General features: G+C 75.0%; 18 protein-coding genes and 1 pseudogene. 8 read left to right on the forward strand and 11 right to left on the reverse strand.

Annotated features, from left to right (window positions below; genetic code table 11):
- Positions 1–10: 10 nt before the first annotated feature.
- From KDY119_RS05850 to KDY119_RS05890, 9 genes are all read right to left on the reverse strand, one after another.
- The gene (locus KDY119_RS05850; RefSeq protein ID WP_036951872.1) at positions 11–535 is read right to left on the reverse strand and encodes an NUDIX domain-containing protein; all 525 of its coding nucleotides are present in this window, start codon (positions 533–535) and stop codon (positions 11–13) included.
- Between the two features lie 2 nt (positions 536–537).
- Positions 538–2,364, reverse strand: a complete 1,827-nt coding sequence (locus tag KDY119_RS05855; RefSeq protein ID WP_227994618.1) for an ATP-binding protein — start codon at positions 2,362–2,364, stop codon at positions 538–540.
- Positions 2,365–2,535: 171 nt separating this feature from the next.
- The gene (locus KDY119_RS05860) at positions 2,536–3,210 is read right to left on the reverse strand and encodes a Maf family protein (protein ID WP_153022056.1); all 675 of its coding nucleotides are present in this window, start codon (positions 3,208–3,210) and stop codon (positions 2,536–2,538) included.
- A 39-nt stretch (positions 3,211–3,249) separates the two neighbouring features.
- Positions 3,250–4,197 (reverse strand): FtsX-like permease family protein, encoded by a 948-nt coding sequence (locus tag KDY119_RS05865; protein WP_148284211.1) that lies wholly within the window; start codon positions 4,195–4,197, stop codon positions 3,250–3,252.
- A 146-nt stretch (positions 4,198–4,343) separates the two neighbouring features.
- Complete coding sequence (locus KDY119_RS05870) at positions 4,344–4,991, reverse strand: ABC transporter ATP-binding protein (RefSeq protein WP_036951865.1); 648 nt, start codon at positions 4,989–4,991, stop codon at positions 4,344–4,346.
- On the reverse strand, positions 4,988–6,118 hold the full coding sequence (locus tag KDY119_RS05875) for a peptidoglycan-binding domain-containing protein (protein WP_051136690.1): 1,131 nt from the start codon (positions 6,116–6,118) through the stop codon (positions 4,988–4,990). Before KDY119_RS05875 ends, KDY119_RS05870 begins: the two co-directional genes overlap by 4 nt.
- A gap of 2 nt (positions 6,119–6,120) precedes the next feature.
- Positions 6,121–6,663, reverse strand: a complete 543-nt coding sequence (locus KDY119_RS05880; protein WP_148284210.1) for a hypothetical protein — start codon at positions 6,661–6,663, stop codon at positions 6,121–6,123.
- A 90-nt stretch (positions 6,664–6,753) separates the two neighbouring features.
- Entirely contained in the window at positions 6,754–7,068 is a 315-nt protein-coding gene (locus KDY119_RS05885; RefSeq protein ID WP_036951859.1) for a hypothetical protein, read from the reverse strand.
- A gap of 211 nt (positions 7,069–7,279) precedes the next feature.
- A complete protein-coding gene (locus tag KDY119_RS05890) occupies positions 7,280–9,043 on the reverse strand; it encodes a DUF885 domain-containing protein (RefSeq protein ID WP_051136689.1) in 1,764 nt (587 codons plus the stop codon).
- Positions 9,044–9,153: 110 nt separating this feature from the next.
- Between KDY119_RS05890 and KDY119_RS19065 the strand changes: the two are divergent.
- The 6 genes and pseudogenes from KDY119_RS19065 to KDY119_RS05915 form a co-directional block, all read left to right on the forward strand.
- A pseudogene (locus KDY119_RS19065) lies at positions 9,154–10,323 on the forward strand (cytidylyltransferase domain-containing protein); the annotation flags it as partial.
- A gap of 210 nt (positions 10,324–10,533) precedes the next feature.
- Positions 10,534–11,433 (forward strand): N-acetylneuraminate synthase family protein, encoded by a 900-nt coding sequence (locus tag KDY119_RS19070; RefSeq protein WP_051136767.1) that lies wholly within the window; start codon positions 10,534–10,536, stop codon positions 11,431–11,433.
- 25 nt (positions 11,434–11,458) lie between these two features.
- The gene (locus KDY119_RS05900) at positions 11,459–12,493 is read left to right on the forward strand and encodes a hypothetical protein (RefSeq protein ID WP_153022058.1); all 1,035 of its coding nucleotides are present in this window, start codon (positions 11,459–11,461) and stop codon (positions 12,491–12,493) included.
- Positions 12,494–12,518: 25 nt separating this feature from the next.
- A complete protein-coding gene (locus KDY119_RS05905) occupies positions 12,519–13,664 on the forward strand; it encodes a DUF6716 putative glycosyltransferase (RefSeq protein ID WP_153022059.1) in 1,146 nt (381 codons plus the stop codon).
- A 23-nt stretch (positions 13,665–13,687) separates the two neighbouring features.
- The gene (locus KDY119_RS05910; protein ID WP_036944295.1) at positions 13,688–14,155 is read left to right on the forward strand and encodes an SRPBCC family protein; all 468 of its coding nucleotides are present in this window, start codon (positions 13,688–13,690) and stop codon (positions 14,153–14,155) included.
- Positions 14,152–15,057 carry a putative protein N(5)-glutamine methyltransferase gene (locus tag KDY119_RS05915; protein ID WP_153022060.1) on the forward strand — a complete coding sequence of 302 codons (906 nt, stop codon included), beginning with the start codon at positions 14,152–14,154 and terminating at the stop codon, positions 15,055–15,057. The genes KDY119_RS05910 and KDY119_RS05915 overlap by 4 nt, the downstream gene beginning before the upstream one ends.
- On the opposite strand, the gene KDY119_RS05920 is transcribed toward KDY119_RS05915, so the two are convergent.
- Both KDY119_RS05920 and KDY119_RS05925 read right to left on the reverse strand, forming a co-directional pair.
- Positions 14,944–16,251, reverse strand: a complete 1,308-nt coding sequence (locus KDY119_RS05920; RefSeq protein WP_227994539.1) for a DUF6716 putative glycosyltransferase — start codon at positions 16,249–16,251, stop codon at positions 14,944–14,946. The two genes, KDY119_RS05915 and KDY119_RS05920, sit on opposite strands and share 114 nt — an antisense overlap.
- Entirely contained in the window at positions 16,248–17,402 is a 1,155-nt protein-coding gene (locus tag KDY119_RS05925; protein WP_153022061.1) for a glycosyltransferase family 2 protein, read from the reverse strand. Before KDY119_RS05925 ends, KDY119_RS05920 begins: the two co-directional genes overlap by 4 nt.
- A 135-nt stretch (positions 17,403–17,537) precedes the next feature.
- Between KDY119_RS05925 and KDY119_RS05930 the strand changes: the two genes are divergently transcribed.
- Positions 17,538–19,016: an MFS transporter gene (locus KDY119_RS05930; protein ID WP_153022062.1), complete on the forward strand. Its 1,479-nt coding sequence runs from the start codon at positions 17,538–17,540 to the stop codon at positions 19,014–19,016.
- Positions 19,017–19,062: 46 nt separating this feature from the next.
- Positions 19,063–20,013: a MerR family transcriptional regulator gene (locus KDY119_RS05935; RefSeq protein WP_036951853.1), complete on the forward strand. Its 951-nt coding sequence runs from the start codon at positions 19,063–19,065 to the stop codon at positions 20,011–20,013.
- The last annotated feature ends 13 nt before the right edge of the window (positions 20,014–20,026 follow it).

A 20,026-nucleotide genomic window follows, 5' to 3' on the forward strand; every position in this document is an offset into this window, starting at 1 on the left:
GCCCGACGGTTCAGACGTCGACGCCCTCCTCCTGCGCGAGTGCGAGGAGGGCGTCGAGCGCGTCGGCGAACGCCGGGAGCAGCGGGAGCGCGTCGAGCTCGTCGAGCGCGACCCAGCGCACCTCGATCCCCTCCGGGTCGGTCGCGCGCGGGTCGACGTGCGCGCCGGCGCGTTCGCGCCCGACGACCGTCGTGTAGGACCACGGGCCGTGGTCGAGGACGTGCGTCCCGACGACGTCGACGTCCGCGGGGTCGATCCCGGCCTCCTCCTGGGCCTCGCGCAGCCCGCCGTCGACCGCGGTCTCACCGGTCGCGACGGCACCGCCCGGGATGCCCCAGGTGCCACCCTGGTCGGACCAGACGGCGCGGTGCTGCAGCGCGACGTGCGTCACGGGCGTGCCGCGCTCGCCACGGGCCAGGAACAGCCCGCCGGCGCCGTGCAGCCCCCAGTGGCGGTGGTCGCCGCACGTCACCCAGCCGTCACCGGGCTGGCGGTGGAGGAGGCGGCGCGGCGGCGCCTCGTCGGACGCAGACACCGTCAGTCGACGATCTCGCAGATGACGGTACCGGAGCTGACGCCGGCGCCGACCGCGGCGCTGAGCGACCGGACGGTGCCCGAGCGGTGCGCGACGAGCGGCTGCTCCATCTTCATGGCCTCGAGCACGACGACGAGGTCGCCCGCCTCGACGACGGCGCCGTCCTCGACGGCGACCTTGACGATCGTGCCCTGCATGGGCGACGTGAGCGACGTGCTGCTCGCCGCGGGGCCGGCCTTGGCGCCGTTCCGGCGTGCGGGACGTCGGGCGGCGTTCGCAGTCCGGGCGCGCGACCCGACCATGCCGAGCCCGGCCGGGATGACGACCTCGAGACGCTTGCCGGCAACCTCGACGACGACGCGCTCGGTGAGCGGCTCGTTCTCCTCCTGCTCGGCGGGCGCGGCCGGGGTGGCGGGCGCGAGCGAGGCGAGGCGGTCTGCGAAGCCGGTCTCGATCCAGCGGGTGTGGATCGTGAAGGGCTCGTCGTCGTTCGCCGGGACGAACTCCGGTGCCTCGAGCACGGCACGGTGGAACGGCACGACCGTCGGGATGCCCTCGACCTCGAGCTCGGCGAGCGCGCGGCGGGCGCGTTCGACGGCCTGGCGGCGGGTCGCGCCCGTGACGATGAGCTTCGCGATCATCGAGTCGAACGCGCCCGAGACGGTGTCGCCCTCGACGACGCCCGAGTCGACGCGCACGCCCGGCCCGCTGGGGAAGCGCAGCCTGGTGACCTTGCCGGGGGCCGGCAGGAAGTTCGCGGCCGGGTCCTCGCCGTTGATGCGGAACTCGATGGAATGACCTCGTGCGGCCGTCCGCGTGTAGCCGAGAGGCTCGCCCGCGGCGATCCGGAGCTGCTCGCGGACCAGGTCGATGCCGGTGACCTCCTCGGAGACCGGGTGCTCGACCTGGAGGCGCGTGTTGACCTCGAGGAACGACAGCGTGCCGTCGAGGCCCACGAGGAACTCGCACGTGCCGGCGCCGACGTAGCCGGCCTCGGAGAGGATCGCCTTGGACGCGCGGTCGAGCTCGGCCTCCTGCTCGGCCGTGAGGTAGGGCGCGGGCGCCTCCTCGACGAGCTTCTGGTGCCGGCGCTGCAGCGAGCAGTCGCGTGTCGAGACCACGACGACGGTCCCGTGCTCGTCGGCGAGGCACTGGGTCTCGACGTGCCGCGGGCGGTCGAGGTAGCGCTCGACGAAGCACTCGCCGCGTCCGAACGCGGCGGTGGCCTCGCGGACCGCGGAGTCGTACAGCTCGTCGATCTCGTCCTCGGTGCGGGCGACCTTGAGGCCGCGCCCGCCGCCGCCGAAGGCGGCCTTGATGGCGATGGGGAGCCCGTGCTCCTCGGCGAACGCGCGGACCTCCGCGGCGCTCTCGACCGGGTCCGGCGTCCCGGGGACGAGGGGGGCTCCGGCGCGCTGCGCGATGTGGCGGGCGCTCACCTTGTCGCCGAGCGACGCGATCGCGCTGGGCGGCGGGCCGACCCAGACGAGCCCGGCGTCGATGACGGCCTGCGCGAACTCCGCGTTCTCCGAGAGGAAGCCGTAGCCGGGGTGGACCGCGTCGGCGCCGGCGCGGCGGGCGACGTCGAGCAGCTTGGCCGGGTCGAGGTACGTCTCCTGGGCGCGGGCTCCGCCGAGGGCGTACGCCTCGGTCGCGAGGTGGACGTGCGGGGCGTCGCGGTCCTGGTCGGCGTACACGGCGACGGACGCGATCCCGGCGTCGGTGCAGGCCCTCGCCACACGGACGGCGATCTCCCCGCGGTTCGCGATGAGGACCTTGGTGAGGGCCTTCGTCACGGGACGGGTGGCGGCGGCGGACGCGTCAGGCAGAGTGGGCACGGCTTACCGTAACGCGCGCCCGGCGGCGGGTCCGGGCTGTGCGGGCACCACCGGGCAAGATTGGCGAAGGTTCCAAGCCCGCCCGACGCGCTTTGTAGGCTCCCACGAACGCAGCCCCCGCAGGCAGGCTCTGCGGGGGCGTGCGTTGTGGTGGCCCGACAATCAGCGGGTCTCCGTGGTCACCGTGGTCTCCGTGGGCTCTGCCCACAGGTCGGTCCACGCGACGCCGCGCGCGAGCAGGAGCCGGCGCAGCGTCGGCAGGCTCAGCCCGACGACGCCGTGGTGGTCGCCGTCGACCCGCTCGACGAACGCGCCGCCGAGCCCGTCGATCGTGAACGCCCCGGCGACGTGCAGGGGTTCCCCCGTCGCGACGTACGCGTCGATCTCCGCGTCCGTGACGTCCGCGAACGTCACCGACGTCGAGCTCGTCTCGCCGGACTCGGGCCGTCCGTCGTCGCGCAGGTCCACCAGCCAGTGGCCGGTGTGCAGGACGCCGGTCCGGCCCCGCATCGCACGCCAGCGGTCGCGCGCCTCGCCCGGCGACGCCGGCTTGCCGAGCACCTCGCCGTCGAGCTCGAGCATCGAGTCGCAGCCAAGGACGAGGTCGGGCGCGGGGTCCGCGCCGCCGCCCCGCACGCGTCCGACGACGTCCCGCGCCTTCGCCTGCGCGAGGACGAGGACGGCGTCGGCGGCGGAGAGCGGCCCGGCCGCCCGGGCGGCGTCGAGCACGGCGGGCTCGTCGACGCCCGACACCAGCACGGCGGGCTCGACGCCCGCGGCCCGCAGCGTGGTGAGGCGGGCGGGCGACGCGGACGCGAGCAGAAGGTGGAGGGGCACGCCCCCAGCGTACGAGCCTGAGCGAGGCGACCAGCGAGGTCAGGGCACGCGCAGCTCGCTGAGGGGGTCGCGCCGCGAAGCTGCGATCGCCGGGACCACAGCGCCCGCGGCCGCAGCCGCCAGGGCGAGGATGCCCAGGCCCAGGCAGAACCCAACGTCGGGCAGCGGGTCGCCGAGCGCGCGCAGGACGACGACGGCTCCTCCGGTGCCGGCTGCGGCCCCCGCTGCCGCGGGGATCACGGTCCGTGCCACGACGAGGCCGACGACGAACCTGCGCGTGGCGCCCAGCGCACGACGACGGCCGTAGTCCTTGCGGCGCATCATGATGAGCCCGTAGAGCAGCGCGGCGACGACGACGGAGAGGATGACGAAGACGAGCGCGACCAGCGCGCGCGAGAAGCCGCCGAGCTGACCCTCGACGAGGCGGTGCAGCACGACTAGCTCGTGCGAGGTCTGGATGCTCACGAACTTCGCGTCGGAGGCGTCGAGAACCGCCGGGAGCTGCGTCGCGACGGGCTCCACGTCTCGCGCGCTGCGTGCGAGCACCACGATCACGGCGGCTGGACCCACCTGGTCCGAGCGGGTCCGCTGGACGACGAGCGGCTGCAGGAATGCAAGGAACGACGGCACGTCGAGCCGACCCGTGACGGCCACGTCCTCGCCGTCGGTAGTGGTCACGTCGCCGGACGGGTCGAGGAGCCCGAGTGCGCGGAGCGCGTCGGCCGAGGCCTCGCCCGAGGGCCCGTCGATGGTGAACCGCCCGAGGTGGAGCCGGCCGTCGTCCGTCGACGCGAGCGTCCGCATCGCGACGGGGGCGGGCTCTGGGAGGGTGCTCACCTGCACGTCCTGCGCCGGGCCGAACGCGCCGACCCACTCGACCCCCGAAAAGGTGCGGATCCGTCCGACGACGGTGCTGTCGATCTCGGCCTGCGGGTCAGCACGGACGACGATTGTGCGGACGCCCTCGCCGTCGATGCTCGACAGCACCGCACGTTCAGAACCGATCGACCGCCCCGTCGTGAGAATGACGGAGACGCACATCGCTACGACGACCACGAGGATCAGAGCGGTCCCGACCCGCTCGGCACGGGTGACGGCCCACGCTTCGCGTACGAGGGTCCGCGGTCCCCGCATCACAGGGTGACCACTACGTCACAACGGGCGACGACGCGCGTGTCGTGCGTCGCGATGACAACCGTGCCGCCCTCGGCGGCGTGCTCCAGCAGGCCGTTCATGACGACGGTCGCGGCCGCGTCGTCGAGGTTTCCGGTCGGCTCGTCCGCGAGGACGATCGGCGGCGCGAGGAGGAGGGCGCGGCAGAGTGCCAGTCGCGCGGCCTGGCCCCCGGAGACCTGTCCCGGTCGGTGTCCTGGCGGGAGGTCGACGTCGAACCTGCTCATGAGCGCCGCGGCTCGTGCGACGGCGTCCACGCGGTCCATCTCCCCATAGATCGCGGGCTCGGTCACGTTGTCGAGGACGCTGCGCGTCGGGTCGAGCGCTGCGTCCTGGAAGACGAACCCGAAGTGGTGCGCGCGCACGCGTGCCCGCTGCGCGTCGCTGAGGTCGGACGCCCCGTGCCCCGCGACGAGCACACGGCCCGACGATGGTCGCACCATGAGTCCGAGCAGGTACAGCAGGGTCGACTTGCCCCGACCCGACGGTCCGGTGAGTGCCGTCGTGGAACCGCGGAGCACGTCGTGGTCGAAGTCGACGATCACTGGCCGGGGTTGGCGTTGGTACGCGAAGGTGAGGTCGCGTGCAGCGAGGACTGCCTCGGTCACGGCGTGTCCTGGGTCGAGGCGTCGGTCGGTGCTGTCTCACCATCGACGCGCACCTGCGTCCCGGCCTCGACCCCGGTGACGACGCACATCCCCTTGGCGGTGGCGACCACCGTGACCGGTACGCGCTCACCGGCCTGGGTGACGACGACGCTCCTCCCTTCGGCGTCCGCGACGACGCTGCCCGCAGGGACGACGAGCCCGGAGGTGCGAGGCACGATCGGCGCCTCGCCGTCGAGCGCCGTCGCGCCGGAGACCGGGATCGCGCCGCACGTCGTCCCGCACACCGGGGTGCCCCCCTTGCCCACGAGGGTGAGGGTCGTCGTACCGTTCGACGACCGAGCAGACCCCACGACGGCGTGCCAGGTGGCGTTCACGCCTTTCGGTGGCGTGATGGTGACGTTCGTCCCGGGGGTCAGGGACTGGCTCTGTCGGTCGGTGACGTCGGTCGTGAACGCAGGGGCCGCCTTGAGGCCGCCGACGACGTCCTCGCCGCCCGCCAGCCCCGCTCCGACCTTGACCCTCTCGGTATCGAGCGCAATCTTGGCGGGCAGATGATCGACGAACACGACGTCGCCCACGCGGACGATCCCGTCGTCGCCGACGCCGAGGTCGCGCTGCCAGGCGCGGACCGCGGTCGCGGTTGCGCTGTCGAAGGTGTCGTCCGGCGTGCGGTGCAGGTAGCCGAGACGGTCCAGGAGTCGCTCGAGCTGGGCGACGTCGCGTCCGTGGAGCCCGGACCTGAGCTCCCGGAAGGCCGGAACCTTGCCCGTCGCGATGACCACGGGCCGCTCGTCGACGAGGTAGAGGGTGTCGCCGGCCCGGACGGTGTCGCCGCGTCGAACCGACACCGCGGTGACCGTTCCCGTCGCTCGGTTGGTGCCGAGCGGTGTGGTCGACCACTGGGCGACGACCTCGAGCGGCAGCGCCGACTCGACGCTGCCCTGGGCGGCCGTCGCGTACTGGACGTCCGGTGCGGCCGCCTCGGTCGCGGGTGAGCGGAACACCGCTTCGGCGCTCCAGCCGACGACGGCACCCACGACGAGCGCACCGACGACGGAGAGTGCGAGGGTGCGGCCGCGATGGGCTCGGGCGACGCCCGGGATCGTGGTCACGGTGCGGCGACTCATGCCTACCACCAGGCGTTGGGGTTAGGCGGACATGCCTTCTGAGCGCGGTCGAAGTCTTCCTGCGGCACGAGCCCTGCGGGATCGGATTCCAGGTTCCCGGCGCGATAGGTCTCAGCGAAGCTCTGGTACGACGGCTTGCTACCGGGATCGAATCCGGCGTCGACGAGGCACTGCCAGTGCGTGATCCAGTGGTCGTAGAACTCGTGCAGCTGGGCGTCGGTCTGCACTTCGGGCCTGGGTGGCAGTGACTGCTCGCATGTGGTCACCTGCGTCGAGAAGGCCTCGAGCTGCTTGGACGAGTAGCGCGGGGCCAGGATTTCCGGTCCGCCGCCGGGCGCGGAAGACGTTCCCATCTCCACGTCGTAGCCGGCGGCCTTGAGGCAGCGAGCCACCGCTTCGTTGTACTCGGTCGGTGTGCCGGCGAAGACTGCCGGAGCGCTCGTCGTGGGGTGAGGATCGTGCGCATGCGACGAGCAGCCACCAAGACTGACGATTGTCGCAGTGCAGGCCGCGAGATAGGCGACGGTTCGTCGCTTTGCGTACATCGGGTCTCCGTCAGAGTTGGGGACGTCACGGACATGCAAGTAGTGGTCTGGGTGGAGCTCCGCACTGAGCGAAGCCCCACCCACAGCCAGTCAGCCCGCGGCCGAGCAGGTCACGTTCGTGTACCCGGTGCTGACGTCCCCCGTGGAGTAGACCTCCCAGGAGCCACCGTAGGCAACGCCTTCGAGCTGGCTCGTCGTCCAGCTCGTCGTTGAGAGCCCAGCTGTGAGGTGGCTGCGGGAGTCACCGGGCGGGAAGATGACCCGGTGGTCTCCCTTGGTCTTGAAGTGGATGGTGGGGTAGGGCTTGGTGCTGCCGCAGCCGGTGCTCCCGGTCTGCATGACCTCGGCCTCAGCGGCGATCGCCGTCGTTCCGATCAGCACGCCGGCGAGCACGACCGGCGCCACGAAGCGCGTGACCCGTCCCCCCCACGATGAACCTCTTCATGTGCGTTCTTCCTGCCTCTAGCGGATTGGTGCATCGGGCATCATTACCCAATGGCAGAGACCGTACGGGGTGTGGGATGCGATGACAGGCAAATCGGGGCACAGGGGGGTCACAGTCCGATAACAAATCGCCCAATATGGACCTGCGCCGCGTGGGCGAACTCGCCGACAGTCAGGCCTGCCGGGCGAGCTCGTCGGTGAGGACGCTGAGCGGCACGCTGCCGAGCGCGAGCGCGCGGGAGTGGAACCGCTTGAGGTCGAACTCCTCGCCCCGCGCCTCGGCTGCGCTCTTCGACGCGTCGCGGGCCTCCTCCCACAGGCGCTGCCCGATCTTGTACGACGGCGCCTGCCCGGGCCAGCCCAGGTAGCGGTTGTACTCGAACCGGATGAAGCCCTCGGGCATGTTGACGTTGCTCTTGAGGAAGGTCCACGCCTTGTCGGCGTCCCACGTGCCGCCGCCCCACTCGGCCGGCGCGGGCAGCCCGAGGTGCACCCCGAGGTCGAACACGACGCGCGCCGCGCGCATGCGCTGGCCGTCGAGCATGCCGAGGCGGTCGCCCGGGTCGTCGAGGTAGCCGAGGTGCTCCATGAGCCGCTCGGCGTACAGGGCCCAGCCCTCGCCGTGGCCGGAGACCCAGCAGCCGAGGCGACGCCAGTCGTTGAGCACGCCGCGCTGGGCGGCCGCCTGCCCGAACTGGAGGTGGTGGCCGGGGACGCCCTCGTGGTAGACGGTCGTCTTCTCGCGCCACGTCCCGAACTCGGTCACGCCCGGGGGCACGGACCACCACATGCGGCCCGGCCGGGACAGATCGTCCGACGGCGGGGTGTAGTAGATGCCGCCCGTCTGGGTCGGCGCGATCCGGCACTCGAGCGTGCGCAGCGCCTCGGGGATGTCGAACTGCGTGCCGTTGAGGGCCTCGACGGCCGCGTCCGAGGTCTCCTGCATCCAGGCACGCAGCGCGTCGGTGCCGCGGACGATCCGGGCGGGGTCGGCGTCGAGCGTCTCGACGGCGTCGGCGACGGTCGCGTCCGGGCCGGCGATCTCGCGGGCCACGGCCTCCTGCTCGGCGACGACGCGCGCGAGCTCCTCGAGGCCCCACCGGTACGTCTCCTCGAGGTCGACGGCGGCACCGAGGAAGTAGCGCGAGTCGCGCGCGTAGCGCTCGCGTCCGACGGCGTCCTCGGCGCGCGCGACGGGCGCGAGCTCGGACTCGAGGAAGTCGGCGAGGGTCGCGTACGCCTCGCGGGCGGCGGTGGCGCCGAGCTCGAGGTCGCGGCGCACGAGCGAGCATGCGGCCGACTCGTCGAGGACCGCGTCGGCCTCCTTGCCGTGCACGAGCGCCGTGAAGAAGGACTCGTCGCCCGCGAGCTCGCGGGCCTGGTCGATGCCCTCGCGGACCTGGCGCACCGCGGGGACGTTCCCGCTCGCGATCCCGGCGCGCAGGGTCTCGACGTACCCGGCCATCGCCCCCGGCAGACCGTTGAGCCGCGCCCCGACGTTCTCCCAGTCCTCGATCGTCCCGGTGGGCATCAGGTCGAGCACGTCGCGCAGCGCCTGCAGCGGTGAGGCGATCACGTTGAGGTCGGAGAGGTCGTCGCCGGCCTCGTGCTTCTCGAGGTCGAGGCCGAGGCGCTCACGCATCGCGGCGACGGTGACCCGGTCGACGTCGTCGAGCGGCGCGGCGGCGGCAGCCGCCTCGACGTCCCGCAGCGCGGCCCGCGTCGCGTCGGCGCGCGCACCGTGGCCGGCGGGGGACAGGTCGGGCAGCTCGTGGTCGTGGCCCTTGATGCCCACCTCGGTCGCGAAGAGGGGCTGGAGCCGCGCCATGGTCTGCACGTAGGCGTTCGCGACCGCGTCGATCGCGGTCGGCTCACGCGTCGCTGCGGGCGTGGATGAGGGGTCGCCCGCGGTGCCGGGCGTCGTCGCTGTGGTCACCCGAGCAGGCTACCGGGTAGTACGCACACGCCGGCCGCGGGAGGGCGGGTCGCGGCACCGTCCGTTCACCTCCCGGACGGAGACGTTCGTGTCGCGGTCACGCCCGGGCCATGGTCGCGACACCCCGTCTCCCTAGCGTCACGGCCGTGTCCGAAACTGCAGCGTCCGGTACCGCGGACCCGGTCGTCCCTCGCGTCGTGGCCGTCGTGCCCGCACGCGGCGGCTCCGTCGGGGTCCCGCGCAAGAACCTCGAGCAGGTCGGGGGAGTCCCCCTCGTGGAGCGCGCCGTCCGCGCCGCCCTGGCCGCGCCGGCCGTCGACCTCGTGGTCGTCTCGACCGACGACGAGGAGATCGCCGCGGTCGCCGCGGCCGCGGGCGCACGCGTCGTGCAGCGCCCCACGGCCATCTCCGGCAGCACCGCGAGCTCCGAGGCCGCCGTCCTGCACGCGCTCGACGTGATCGGGTGGCCCGACCCCGTGGTCACCGTGCTCGTCCAGTGCACGTCGCCGTTCATCGACCCCGACGACGTCGACGTGGCCGTGCGCCGCGTCCTCGCCCGGGTCGAGGGCGGGGAAGGCCCGGACGTCGTGCTGTCGGTGGCCGCGACCCACGAGTTCTGGTGGCGCACCGACGACGACGCCGTGCGCGCCGTCGGGCACAGCGTCCTGCACCGTCCGCGCCGCCAGGACCGCGACCCGCACTACCGCGAGACGGGCGCCTTCTACGCCATGCGCACGTCGGGCCTGCGGGCGACGGGCCGACGGTTCTTCGGCGAGATCGGCCTGCACCTCGTCGACCCGCGCACCGCGATCGAGATCGACGACACGCACGAGCTGTGGCTCGCACGCCGCCTCGCGGGCGTCCTGCCGACGCCGTCCTGGGACGAGCCCGTGGACGTCGACGCGATCGTCACGGACTTCGACGGCGTGCACACCGACGACCGGGCCTGGATCACCGCGGACGGCACCGAGCACGTCGCGGTCCACCGTGGCGACGGACTCGGCGTTGCAGCTCTGCGCACCGCGGGCGTGCCCGTGCTCGTGCTGTCGACCGAGCGGGACGGCGTCGTCGCTGCGCGCGCCCGCAAGCTCGGCGTCGACGTGCTGCACGGCGTCGACGACAAGGAGGCCGCGCTGCGCGAGTGGCTGTCGGTCAACCGCCTCGACCCCGCACGCGTCGCCTACCTCGGCAACGACGTCAACGACCTGCCCGCCCTGCGGCTCGTCGGCTGGCCGCTCGCCGTCGCCGACGCGCGGGACGAGGTGCGGTCCGTCGCGCGGCGCGTGCTGGCCCGGCCGGGCGGCCACGGCGCCGTCCGCGAGCTCGCCGAGCTCGTCCTGGCCGCGCGGGGTGAGCCGGGCCTCGGCGAGAAGGACGCGCCGGCGCCCGCCCGCACGACCCGGCGGCCCGCGTCCCACCTCGAGCCGACGCACACCGCGTCCCACCTCGTCTCCACCCGCACGACCCGCTCCACCACCGGAAGGAACACCATGAACGCGCGAGTGACCGAGAGCACCGCCCCCGCCGTCGAGATCGGCGACCTCGTCGTCGGCGACGGCCGACCCGTCTACGTGATCGGCGAGATCGGCATCAACCACAACGGCGACCCCGACATCGCGCGGCAGCTCATCGACGTGGCCGCCGACGCGGGCGTCCAGGCCGTGAAGTTCCAGAAGCGCACCCCCGAGCTCGCGGTGCCCCCGGAACAGCGTGACGTCATGCGCCAGACGCCCTGGGGCGAGATGACGTACCTCGAGTACAAGCACCGGGTCGAGCTCGACCGTGGCTCGTACGAGAAGATCGCCCAGCACGCCGCCGACCGCGGCCTGCAGTGGTTCGCGTCCCCGTGGGACGTGCCGAGCGTCGAGTTCCTCGAGGACCTGGGCGTGGTGACGCACAAGGTCGCGTCGGCGTCGGTGACGGACAAGGAGCTGCTCCGTGCGCTCGCCGAGACGGGCAAGCCGATCATCCTGTCGACCGGCATGTCGACGCTCGAGCAGGTCGACGAGGCCGTCGAGATCCTCGGCACCGACCGGCTCGTCATCCTGCACGCGACCTCGACGTACCCGCTGCCGCCCGAGGAGACGAACCTCCGGGTGATCGCCGCGCTCAAGGAGCGCTACGGCGTGCCGGTCGGGTACTCGGGCCACGAGCGCGGCCTGCAGATCTCGGTCGCCGCGGTCGCGCTCGGCGCGGTCGCCGTCGAGCGGCACATCACGCTCGACCGCACCATGTGGGGCTCGGACCACGCGTCGTCGCTCGAGCCGCAGGGCCTGCAGCACCTCGTGCGCGACATCCGCATCCTCGAGCAGGCCATGGGCGACGGGGTCAAGCGCGTCATGCCGGGCGAGGTCGCGCCGATGCAGCGCCTGCGCCGCGTCACCGACTGACCCGCCGACCGAGAGAGCTCCCGAGGTGATCGCACGCGACCCGGGCGGTGCCGAGAGGCACGCGCTCGCCCTCGCCGAGTCCCCGCTCCAGCTCCTCATGACGGTCGAGGCGGTCGACGCCGGGCACGTGCGGGGGCCCGTGGCCGTGCACGCCCGGCGAGGTGTGCCGGGTCTCGAGGACGCGGTCCGCGCGTTCGGGACGCTGCCGCTGCCCCCGACCCTGGACCTCGACGTCCGGGGGCACGTCCGCTCGACCGTCGGGGGCCTCGGCGCGACGACGCTCGTCCTGGGTGACGCGTTCTCGGGCCGCGCCCAGGCGCTGCTCGCGGCCCGGGACCGCTGGGGCGGGCGCTCCTCCGGCAACCAGTGCCGGGTCGTCGTCGTCGACGACGGCCTCGCGACCGCGCACCTCGCGCGGGTGCTCGCGTCGCCCGGTCGCCTGCCGCTGGTCCGGCTCGGGACGCCCGCGACGCAGCGCCGCGACGCCCTGGGGCTCGCCGCCCGCGACGGGCTGCTGCGGCGGGCCGAGCTCGGGCGGCTGAGGCTCGTGACCGCGTTCGAGCCACCGCACGACGTGCGGGAGGCACTCGAGCGCGCGGGCGTCCGCGTCGCGCGGGCCCGCCTGCAGTGGGCCGCCCGGGTCGCGCCCGCGGTGGGTGGGCGGATCGGTGAGCCGGTCGTCGTCGTCGGGTCCGCGCTCGTCGTCGACGGGTTGCTGCGCCGCGAGCCCTACCTGGCCTGGGTCCGCGCGCAGGCGCAGCACGGCAAGGTCCGGTACCTGCCGCACCGGCGCGAGGACGCCGGCGCGCTCGCGCACGTCGCCGCGATCCCGGGCGTCGTCGTCGACCGGGTCGGGCTGCCGATCGAGCTGCGTCTCGCGGGCCTGCGCCCGCCGCAGCGGGTCGCGGCCCTCCCGACGTCGGCGATCGCGCTGCTGCCCGCGACGCTCGCCCCCGGCGTCCGGCTCGACGCGACCGTCCCCGAGGCGGGCTGGTGGGCGCCGGGCGTCGACGACGACCTGCGTGAGCACCTCGTGAGCATCGTCCGGGTCGCCGGATGACGGGCGGCGCACCGTGAGCGTGTGCGTGCTCGCCGTCGCCGACTCCGACTCGTACCTCAAGTGGGCGGCGGCGACGCTCGACGCGCTGGGGGACGGGTTCGCGGGCCGGCTCGCGCTCGTCGCGTCGCCCGTGCTCCCCTCGGGTGCGCAGGTCGCCGCCGCCGTCGCGGGGACCGCGCTCCGTCCTCCGGTCGTCCGCCGGGTCGGAGGGCTCGTGCGGCGGCTTCGCCGGGACCCGCCGGACGTCCTCCTCGTCGCGTGCACCGGCCCGACGGCGCGCGTGGTCCTCGCGCTCGCCGGCCGCGTCCGGCCGCGTCCGGTGACCGTCGTCGGGCTGCCGGGCTGGGCGCTGCCCGCGTCGCCCCGGGCCGTCGCGCTGCGGCGCGGCGCCGACCTCTTCGTGGCCCACTCCCGGGCGGAGCGCGCCGCGTTAGAGCGCGTCGCCGCGCAGCTCGCGCCGGGCACGCGCGTCGTCCTGTCCCGGCTGCCGTTCCTGCCCGACGGCGACCGCCCGGGCGGCGTGGACCGGAGCCCGGTCCGCCGGGTCGTCTTCGCACCGCAAGCCCTCGTCCCGGCGGCCCGGCCCGAGCGCGAGCGCCTCCTCGACGGCCTGGTCGGGCTGGCGGCGGCGGGCTACGAGGTCGTGGTGAAGCTCCGGGGCCGGGCCGCGGAGCGACAGACCCACGACGAGCGCTGGCCCTTCGACGAGCTCGCCGCGGCCCGCCCGGGTGGAACCCCGGGCGTCCGGTTCGAGACCGGCCCGCTGGCCTCCTGGCTCGGACCCGGCACGGCGCTCGTGACGGTGAGCTCGACGGCCGCGCTCGAGGCGCTCGCATCCGGGGTGCCGGTCGCGCTCGTCGACGACTTCGGGGTGCGCGACGAGCTCATCAACACCGCCTTCCGCGGCAGCGGGCTGCTCGTTGGTCTCGCCGAGCTGCCCGCCGTGCTGGCCGTGGGCGGACCCGTGCCCGACCGGGCCTGGCTCGCGGGGCACGGCCTGCACCCCGAGCCGTCGGAGCTTCCCGGGGCGCTGCACGGGCTCGTCGGCGCGGCCGCACGCTCGGGCGCTGCCGGCGCGGGCGCCCCGGCGCTGCGGGGCCCGGCGGACCTGCGGGCGCTGGCGCGGCTGCTCGCCCCGGCGCCCGTCGCGCAAACGGTTCGTCGGCGCTGACGCGGGGTGCTAGAACTGCGTCCATGACCGCGACCCCGCAGGACCAGGAACCCCGAGTCGTCTCCGCGAGCCGGGTCGTGCGCGCCCCCGCCGACGTGCTCTTCGAGCTGATCGCCGACCCCGCGCAGCAGCCGCGGTGGGACGGCAACGACAACCTCGCCGAGGCGGCCCCGGGCCAGCGGGTCCGTGCCGTCGGCGAGGTGTTCGTCATGGGCATCACGTCGGGCGCGACGCGCGAGAACCACGTCGTCGAGCTCGAGGAGGGCCGCCGGATCGCGTGGATGCCCGCCGAGCCGGGCGGCGAGCCCATCGGTCACGTCTGGCGCTGGGAGCTCGAGCCCGCGGGCCCGGGCGCGACGACCGTCACCCACACGTACGACTGGACGCGCCTCACCGACGCGAAGCGCCTCGTCCGGGCCCGCGCGACGTCCGCCGACCGGCTGCAGGCGTCGGTGGACCGGCTCGCCGCGCTCGCCGAGCGCGAGGGATGACGCCCGCCGCCCTCGTCGAGCGGCTGCGTGCCGCGGGCTGCGTGTTCGCGGAGGACGAGGCCGCGGTCCTGGTCGAGGAGGCGGCCGGCTCCGACGTCCGGCTGGAGGAGCTGGCGGCCCGGCGGGTCGCGGGCGAGCCGCTCGAGCTGGTCGTCGGGCACGTCGACTTCGGCGGCCTGCGCCTGGCGGTCGCGCCGGGCGTGTTCGTCCCGCGACAGCGCACGGTGCTCCTCGCCGACGAGGCCGTGCGGCTCGCCGCCGACGTCGAGGGTGCGGGCCGGGCCCCCGTGGTCGTCGACCTGTGCTGCGGCGCCGGCGCGGTGGGCGCGGTGGTCGCCGCCCGGGTGCCTGCCGCGGTCGTCCACGCGGCCGACGTCGACCCTGCCGCCGTGGCGGTCGCCCGGACGAACCTGCCGAGCGCCCGGGTCGCGGCGGGCGACCTCTTCGACGCGCTCGACGACGCGATCCGGGGACGGGTCGACGTGCTCGCGGCCAACGCGCCCTACGTCCCGACCGAGGCGATCGCGACGATGCCGCCCGAGGCCCGGCTCTTCGAGGGCGCGGTCGCGCTCGACGGCGGCGCCGACGGGCTCGACGTCCAGCGCCGGATCCTCACCGGCGCTCCGGCGTGGCTCGCCCCGGGCGGGCACGTGCTGATCGAGACCTCGGAGCGGCAGGCCGCCACGAGCGCCGCCGCGTTCCGTGCGGCCGGGCTCGAGGGCGTCCGGGTCGTCCGTGACGACGAGCGCGACGCGACGGTCGTCGTCGGGCGCCGGCCGGCCCGGGCGTCACGCACGCCGGAGCCGGTCGACCAGCGGCCAGTCCTGCCACCCGCTCGGCAGCACCGCGTGGCACGCGAGCAGGACCCGACCGCGGACCCCCTGGCGCCGTCGGCCGGGTAGGGCCGGCACGACGGCGCTCACGGGGCCCGGCCGATGGCCCGCCAGGGCGACCCGGGCACGGAACGCCGGGGTCGCCGTCGTGCGTGCGAACGGACGACCGGCCGGCGGCACGTCCGCGAGCTCGGCGACCCGGTCGACGATGCGCCGGGCGGGCGGACGGGGGTCGTCGTCGCCGACGAACCAGTCCCGCAGCCACGCGGGGTCCGGCTCGGGCAGCTCCGCGTCCGGGCCTTCGAGGACGTCGAGGGTCCGGACGAGCCCCGACGGCAGCAGCACGTGGTTGCCGAGGCTCTCGTGGACGCCGAGGTCGGCGACGAAGACCGTCCGGACCCCGGCGCCCACCGCCTCGAGCCCCGCCGTCGAGGACACGGTGAGGACCACGTCCACCGACCGCAGCAGCTCCGGGAACGGCTCGTACACGAGCTCGAGGTTCGGCGGCAGGTCGTCGCCCGCGAGCAGCTCGGCGGGATGGTGGCGGGCGGTCCGGAACGGGTCCTCGTCGGGCCGGTGCCGCGGCTTGACCAGCACCCGGCGCTCAGGGTGCCGGCGGGCGTGCTCGACGAGCCGCCCGTACAGGTACGAGCGGTCCGCGCGCGACGCCGGAACGGCCGGCTGGTCGGCGAACAGGACCGTACGGACGGGACCGCGTCGGGGCGCGGCTGGACGCCCGGGCAGCAGGGGCAGGCCCGAGAGCATGAGGTTGTCGGTCGGCAGCCCGAGCTGGGCGCCGGCCGCCCGGAACGTCCGCAGGTCCTCGCGCGAGTTCACCGCGACGACGTCCGACGCGAAGCGCTCGAGGTACCCGGCGACGAGCTTCTCGACGATCACCCCGACCCAGCCCGTCACCACCACCGGCCGGATCCCGTCCCGGCCCCCGTCGGCGTGCCCGGCGTCGGCCGCGACGTCCTGCACGAACCGCGACGTGAGCGGCCCCTGGAGCGCGAGCACGAGCACGTCGGCGCCGGCCGCGCGCCGGACCAGCTCGGCCCACGGCGCCCGCTCCAGCCTCACCCCGAGCTCGCGCTCGAGCTCGGGCGTGACGAAGCTCCGCACGTCCGACGGCGCCGCGTACCGGCAGTCCCAACCCCGCGAGGCCAGCTCCGCGCCGACGCCGGCCGCCCACCGCAGCTGCGAGTCGTAGGCCACCAGCACCAGGGCCGTGGCCGCAGGGTTCGTCACTGTGCTCTCCTTCATGTCCGGTGCTCCGTCCTCGCGTGCCGCGACACCCCGCGCAGGAACCCGATGCCCCACGCCACGTGCATGACGACGAGCACCACGGGCAGCCGGATCTTGACGGCTCGCGGTTCGCGCAGGCCCGCGTGCGCGCTCGCGGTGAGGACGACGAGCGCGTAGAGGACGGGGCCGAGCAGCGCCAGCCCGAGCCAGGCGGTGGGCGCCGGGGGGACGAGCACGTCCACGAGCCCGACGACGCCGAGCACCAGCGACGCGACCAGCCCCAGGACCAGGGCGGGCGGTGCGAGGTAGCGCAGGGACGCCGTCGTCGGGTGCCGTCGGACGATCTCGCGGCGCCACATCCCGGTGCGCCAGAACTGGCGCGCGAGGTCGCGCGCCGTGCGGCGCGGGTGGTAGACGACCTGCAGCCCCGGGTCGAACCAGACGAGGCCGCCGCCCGCGCGGATCCGGCGGTTGAGGTCCCAGTCCTCGGCGCGCACGAGCGTCGGGTCGTACCCGCCGGCGCGCTCGAGCGACGTCCGGCGGAACACCCCGAGGTAGACGGTCTGCGCCGGACCCGCCTCGCCGCCGGTGTGGAACGACGTCGCCCCGATGCCCGCGGGGTGCGCCATCGCCCGGGCGACGGCGCTCTGGAACGGCGTGCGGCCCACCGGGACCATCATCCCGCCGACGACGTCCGCGCCCGTCCGGCCCATGACCCGCACCGCCTGACGCACGTAGCCGACCGGGAGCACCGCGTGGCCGTCGAACCGGACGACCACGACCTCCCGGCTACCGGAGGGCAGCGCGCGGAACGCCAGGTTGAGCCCCTCGCTGCGCGAGCCCGACGGGTTGTCGACGACGTGGACGCGCGGGTCGCGGGCGGCGAGCTCGTCGGCGATCTCGCGGGTCCGGTCGTGCGACGGGCCGACCGCGAGGACGACGTCGAGGGGCCCCGTCCAGGTCTGGTCGAGGACCGCGTCGACGGCGGTGCCGAGGTAGCGCTCCTCGTCCCGGACGACCGCGACCGCCACGACGTGGGGCGGTGCGGGCACCGGGCCGCCCTCGCGACGCGGGCGCGTGGCGGGGCCGGTCGTGGTGGCGCCCGTGGTGGCGGCGCCGGCCCGGTCGGCGCCGTCGGACGTCGCGCGGGTCGTGGCGAGCTCGGTCATCACGGGTGACGGTAGGGACGCCCGGTGCCGGGCGGTCGGCGGCCGGACGGCCGCGCGGGGAACGCTGGGTGAACGGCCGAGGACGCGCGCCGACCCGCTTGACCCTCCCCTCGGGGGAGGGTCGAGAACGGAGCCATGACCACCACCGGAGCACCTGACGCCCTGTCCACCGCCGACACCGGTCTCCCGCTCGCCGGGCCGGAGCCGGCGCCACCGTGGCGCGCCCTCCCCGTGCTGCTCGCCGGGACGTTCCTCGTCGTCCTCGACTTCTTCGGGGTGAACGTGGCGCTGCCCTCCCTCGCGGCCGAGCTCGGCGCCGACCCGAGCGCGATCGTGTGGGTCGTCGCCGGGTTCGCGCTCGCGACGGCCGCCACCCAGCTCCTCGCAGGTCGGCTGGGCGACCACGTCGGGCACCGCCGGGGGTTCGCCGTCGGCCTGGCGGTCTTCACCGCCGCGTCGTTCGTGTGCGCGGCCGCCCCCGGTGCGACCGTGCTCGTCGCGGCACGCGTCGTCCAGGGCGTCGGGGCCGCGTTCATCGGGACGAGCGTCCTGTCGATCGTGGGCGTGAGCTTCGCCGGTGGGGCTCGCGCCCGGGCGCTCGCCTGGTACGGCGCGGTGCTGGGCGTCGCGGCCGCGGGCGGACAGCTCGTGGGCGGCGCCCTCATCGCCGCGGACGTCGCCGGCCTGGGCTGGCGCGCGATCTTCGCCGTGAACGTCCCCGTGGGCGTGCTCGCGCTCGTGCTGACGCCGAGGCTCGTCCCCGTCACCCGAGGCACGCGGTCCGGGCGCCTCGACGTCGCCGGCATGGTCCTCGGGGCGCTCACCATGGTCCTGCTCGTGCTGCCCCTCGTGCAGGGCCGGCAGGCCGGCTGGCCCCTCTGGACCTGGGTGAGCCTCGCCCTCGTGCCCGTGCTCGGCACGGCGACCTACCGGCACGGGGACCGCGTCGAGCGGGCCGGCGGGCAGCCGCTGCTGCCGCCCTCGCTCCTGCGTCGCCCCTCGATGTCGCTCGGTCTCGTCGCGCAGCTCGTCTACTGGTGCGGCCAGGCGTCCTTCTACTTCGTGCTCGCGCTCTACCTCCAGGACGGCCTCGGTCTCACGCCCCTCGACGCCGGTCTCGTGTTCGGGGTCCTCGCCGTCGGCTACCTCGCCACGTCCTTCCGGGCGCCCGGCCTCGCCGTGCGCCACGGGCGCCGGGTCGTGGTGGTGGGGCTCGTCGCGATCCTCGCCGCGTACGGCGCGCTCGGGCTCGCCCTGGTGGCCGCTCCCGACGGCACCGGTTCCACCGTCGCCGCCCTCGTCCCCGGGCTCCTGCTCGCGGGGGCGGGCCAGGGACTGTGCATCGTGCCCCTGACGGCGCAGGTCCTCGCGCACGCCGACCCCCGGCAGGCGGGGTCGGTGTCGGGGGCCCTGCAGACGGCGCAGCAGGCCGGGAACAGCGTGGGCGTCGCCGTCGTCGGTGTCGTCTTCTACGGTGTCCTGGGAGCCGCGGGCGGGACCGTGGGCCACGCGTTCGGCGCGAGCCTCGTCGCGCTCGCCGCGGTCGGCGCCGCCGCGCTCGCCGCCGTCGGGCTGCCGGCGCTGGTCCTCACCCGCTCGCGGGCCGAGGCGTGACGGCAGGGCGCGTGGCGACCGAGCACGACGGGACGAGGGAGCACGGATGGTCGGCAGCGGACGCGGCTCGCGGAGCGGGCTCGTGACGATCGGCGAGTTCTCCCGGATGACCCACCTGACCGTCAAGGCGCTGCGCCACTACGACGCCCAGGGCGTGCTCGTGCCCCACCACGTCGACGACGCGACCGGGTACCGCAGCTACAGCGTCACCCAGGTGCCGCTCGCTCAGGTCGTCCGCCGGCTGCGCGCGCTCGGGATGCCGCTCGACGAGGTGGGGTCCGTCGTCGGCACCGACGACGTCACCGAACGGACCGCCCGGATCGCCGAGCACCTCGACCGCATGGAGAAGCAGCTCGACGAGGTGCGCGGCGCCGTCGACACCCTGCGGGCGCTCCTCGGGATCGAGGCCTCGCCCGACGACCCCGCACCCGCGTCAGGACGCACCTTCGACCACCTGCTCGACGCCGACACCACCGACGCAGCAGGAGGCGAGGTCGAGTTCCGGCTCGAGCCCGCGACGTGGGCGCTCGCGGCCCGGGCGCGTCTCTCGCTCGCGATGGCGGGCTGGACCGCCGACGCCTACGCAGCGATCGACGCGACGGTCCAGGCGGTCGGAGCGGAGCAGTCCGGCGTGCACGGGGCGCTGTTCTACCCGGACCTGTTCGAGCGCGAGCAGGGCACGCTCGTCGCGTACGTGCCCGTCACCGAGCGGCCCGCGCCCGACGCCCTCGCGGCGCTCGCGGGCACGGGCGACGGTTCCGTCGAGGTCCGGCCCGTGCACCTGCGCGCGACGGAGGTCGCGGTCATGCTGCACCGCGGCACGTGCGCCGACATCGACTGGACGTACGGGGCGCTCGGCAGCTACGTCGCCCGGCGCGCGCTCGGTGTCGACGGGCCCATCCGGGAGACGTTCGTGGTGTCCGCGGTCCACACGCCCGACGTGGGGCTGCACCGCACGGAGGTCGCCTGGCCCGTCTTCCGGACCCGCGCCGCCTGAGGGCGGCCACCCT

It is taken from the genome of Luteimicrobium xylanilyticum, assembly GCF_009429125.1.
GTDB classification, from domain to species: Bacteria; Actinomycetota; Actinomycetes; order Actinomycetales; family Cellulomonadaceae; genus Luteimicrobium; species Luteimicrobium xylanilyticum.

What these genes read in the sequence shown, in the direction of transcription:
- KDY119_RS05875 (WP_051136690.1), bottom strand. Translation starts at nt 6,118, where the DNA reads ATGAGTCGCCGCACCGTGACCACGATCCCGGGCGTCGCCCGAGCCCAT.
- KDY119_RS05880 (WP_148284210.1), bottom strand. Translation starts at nt 6,663, where the DNA reads ATGTACGCAAAGCGACGAACCGTCGCCTATCTCGCGGCCTGCACTGCG.
- KDY119_RS19070 (WP_051136767.1), top strand. Translation starts at nt 10,534, where the DNA reads ATGAACGCGCGAGTGACCGAGAGCACCGCCCCCGCCGTCGAGATCGGC.
- KDY119_RS05910 (WP_036944295.1), top strand. Translation starts at nt 13,688, where the DNA reads ATGACCGCGACCCCGCAGGACCAGGAACCCCGAGTCGTCTCCGCGAGC.
- KDY119_RS05915 (WP_153022060.1), top strand. Translation starts at nt 14,152, where the DNA reads ATGACGCCCGCCGCCCTCGTCGAGCGGCTGCGTGCCGCGGGCTGCGTG.
- KDY119_RS05920 (WP_227994539.1), bottom strand. Translation starts at nt 16,251, where the DNA reads ATGAAGGAGAGCACAGTGACGAACCCTGCGGCCACGGCCCTGGTGCTG.
- KDY119_RS05925 (WP_153022061.1), bottom strand. Translation starts at nt 17,402, where the DNA reads ATGACCGAGCTCGCCACGACCCGCGCGACGTCCGACGGCGCCGACCGG.
- KDY119_RS05930 (WP_153022062.1), top strand. Translation starts at nt 17,538, where the DNA reads ATGACCACCACCGGAGCACCTGACGCCCTGTCCACCGCCGACACCGGT.
- KDY119_RS05935 (WP_036951853.1), top strand. Translation starts at nt 19,063, where the DNA reads ATGGTCGGCAGCGGACGCGGCTCGCGGAGCGGGCTCGTGACGATCGGC.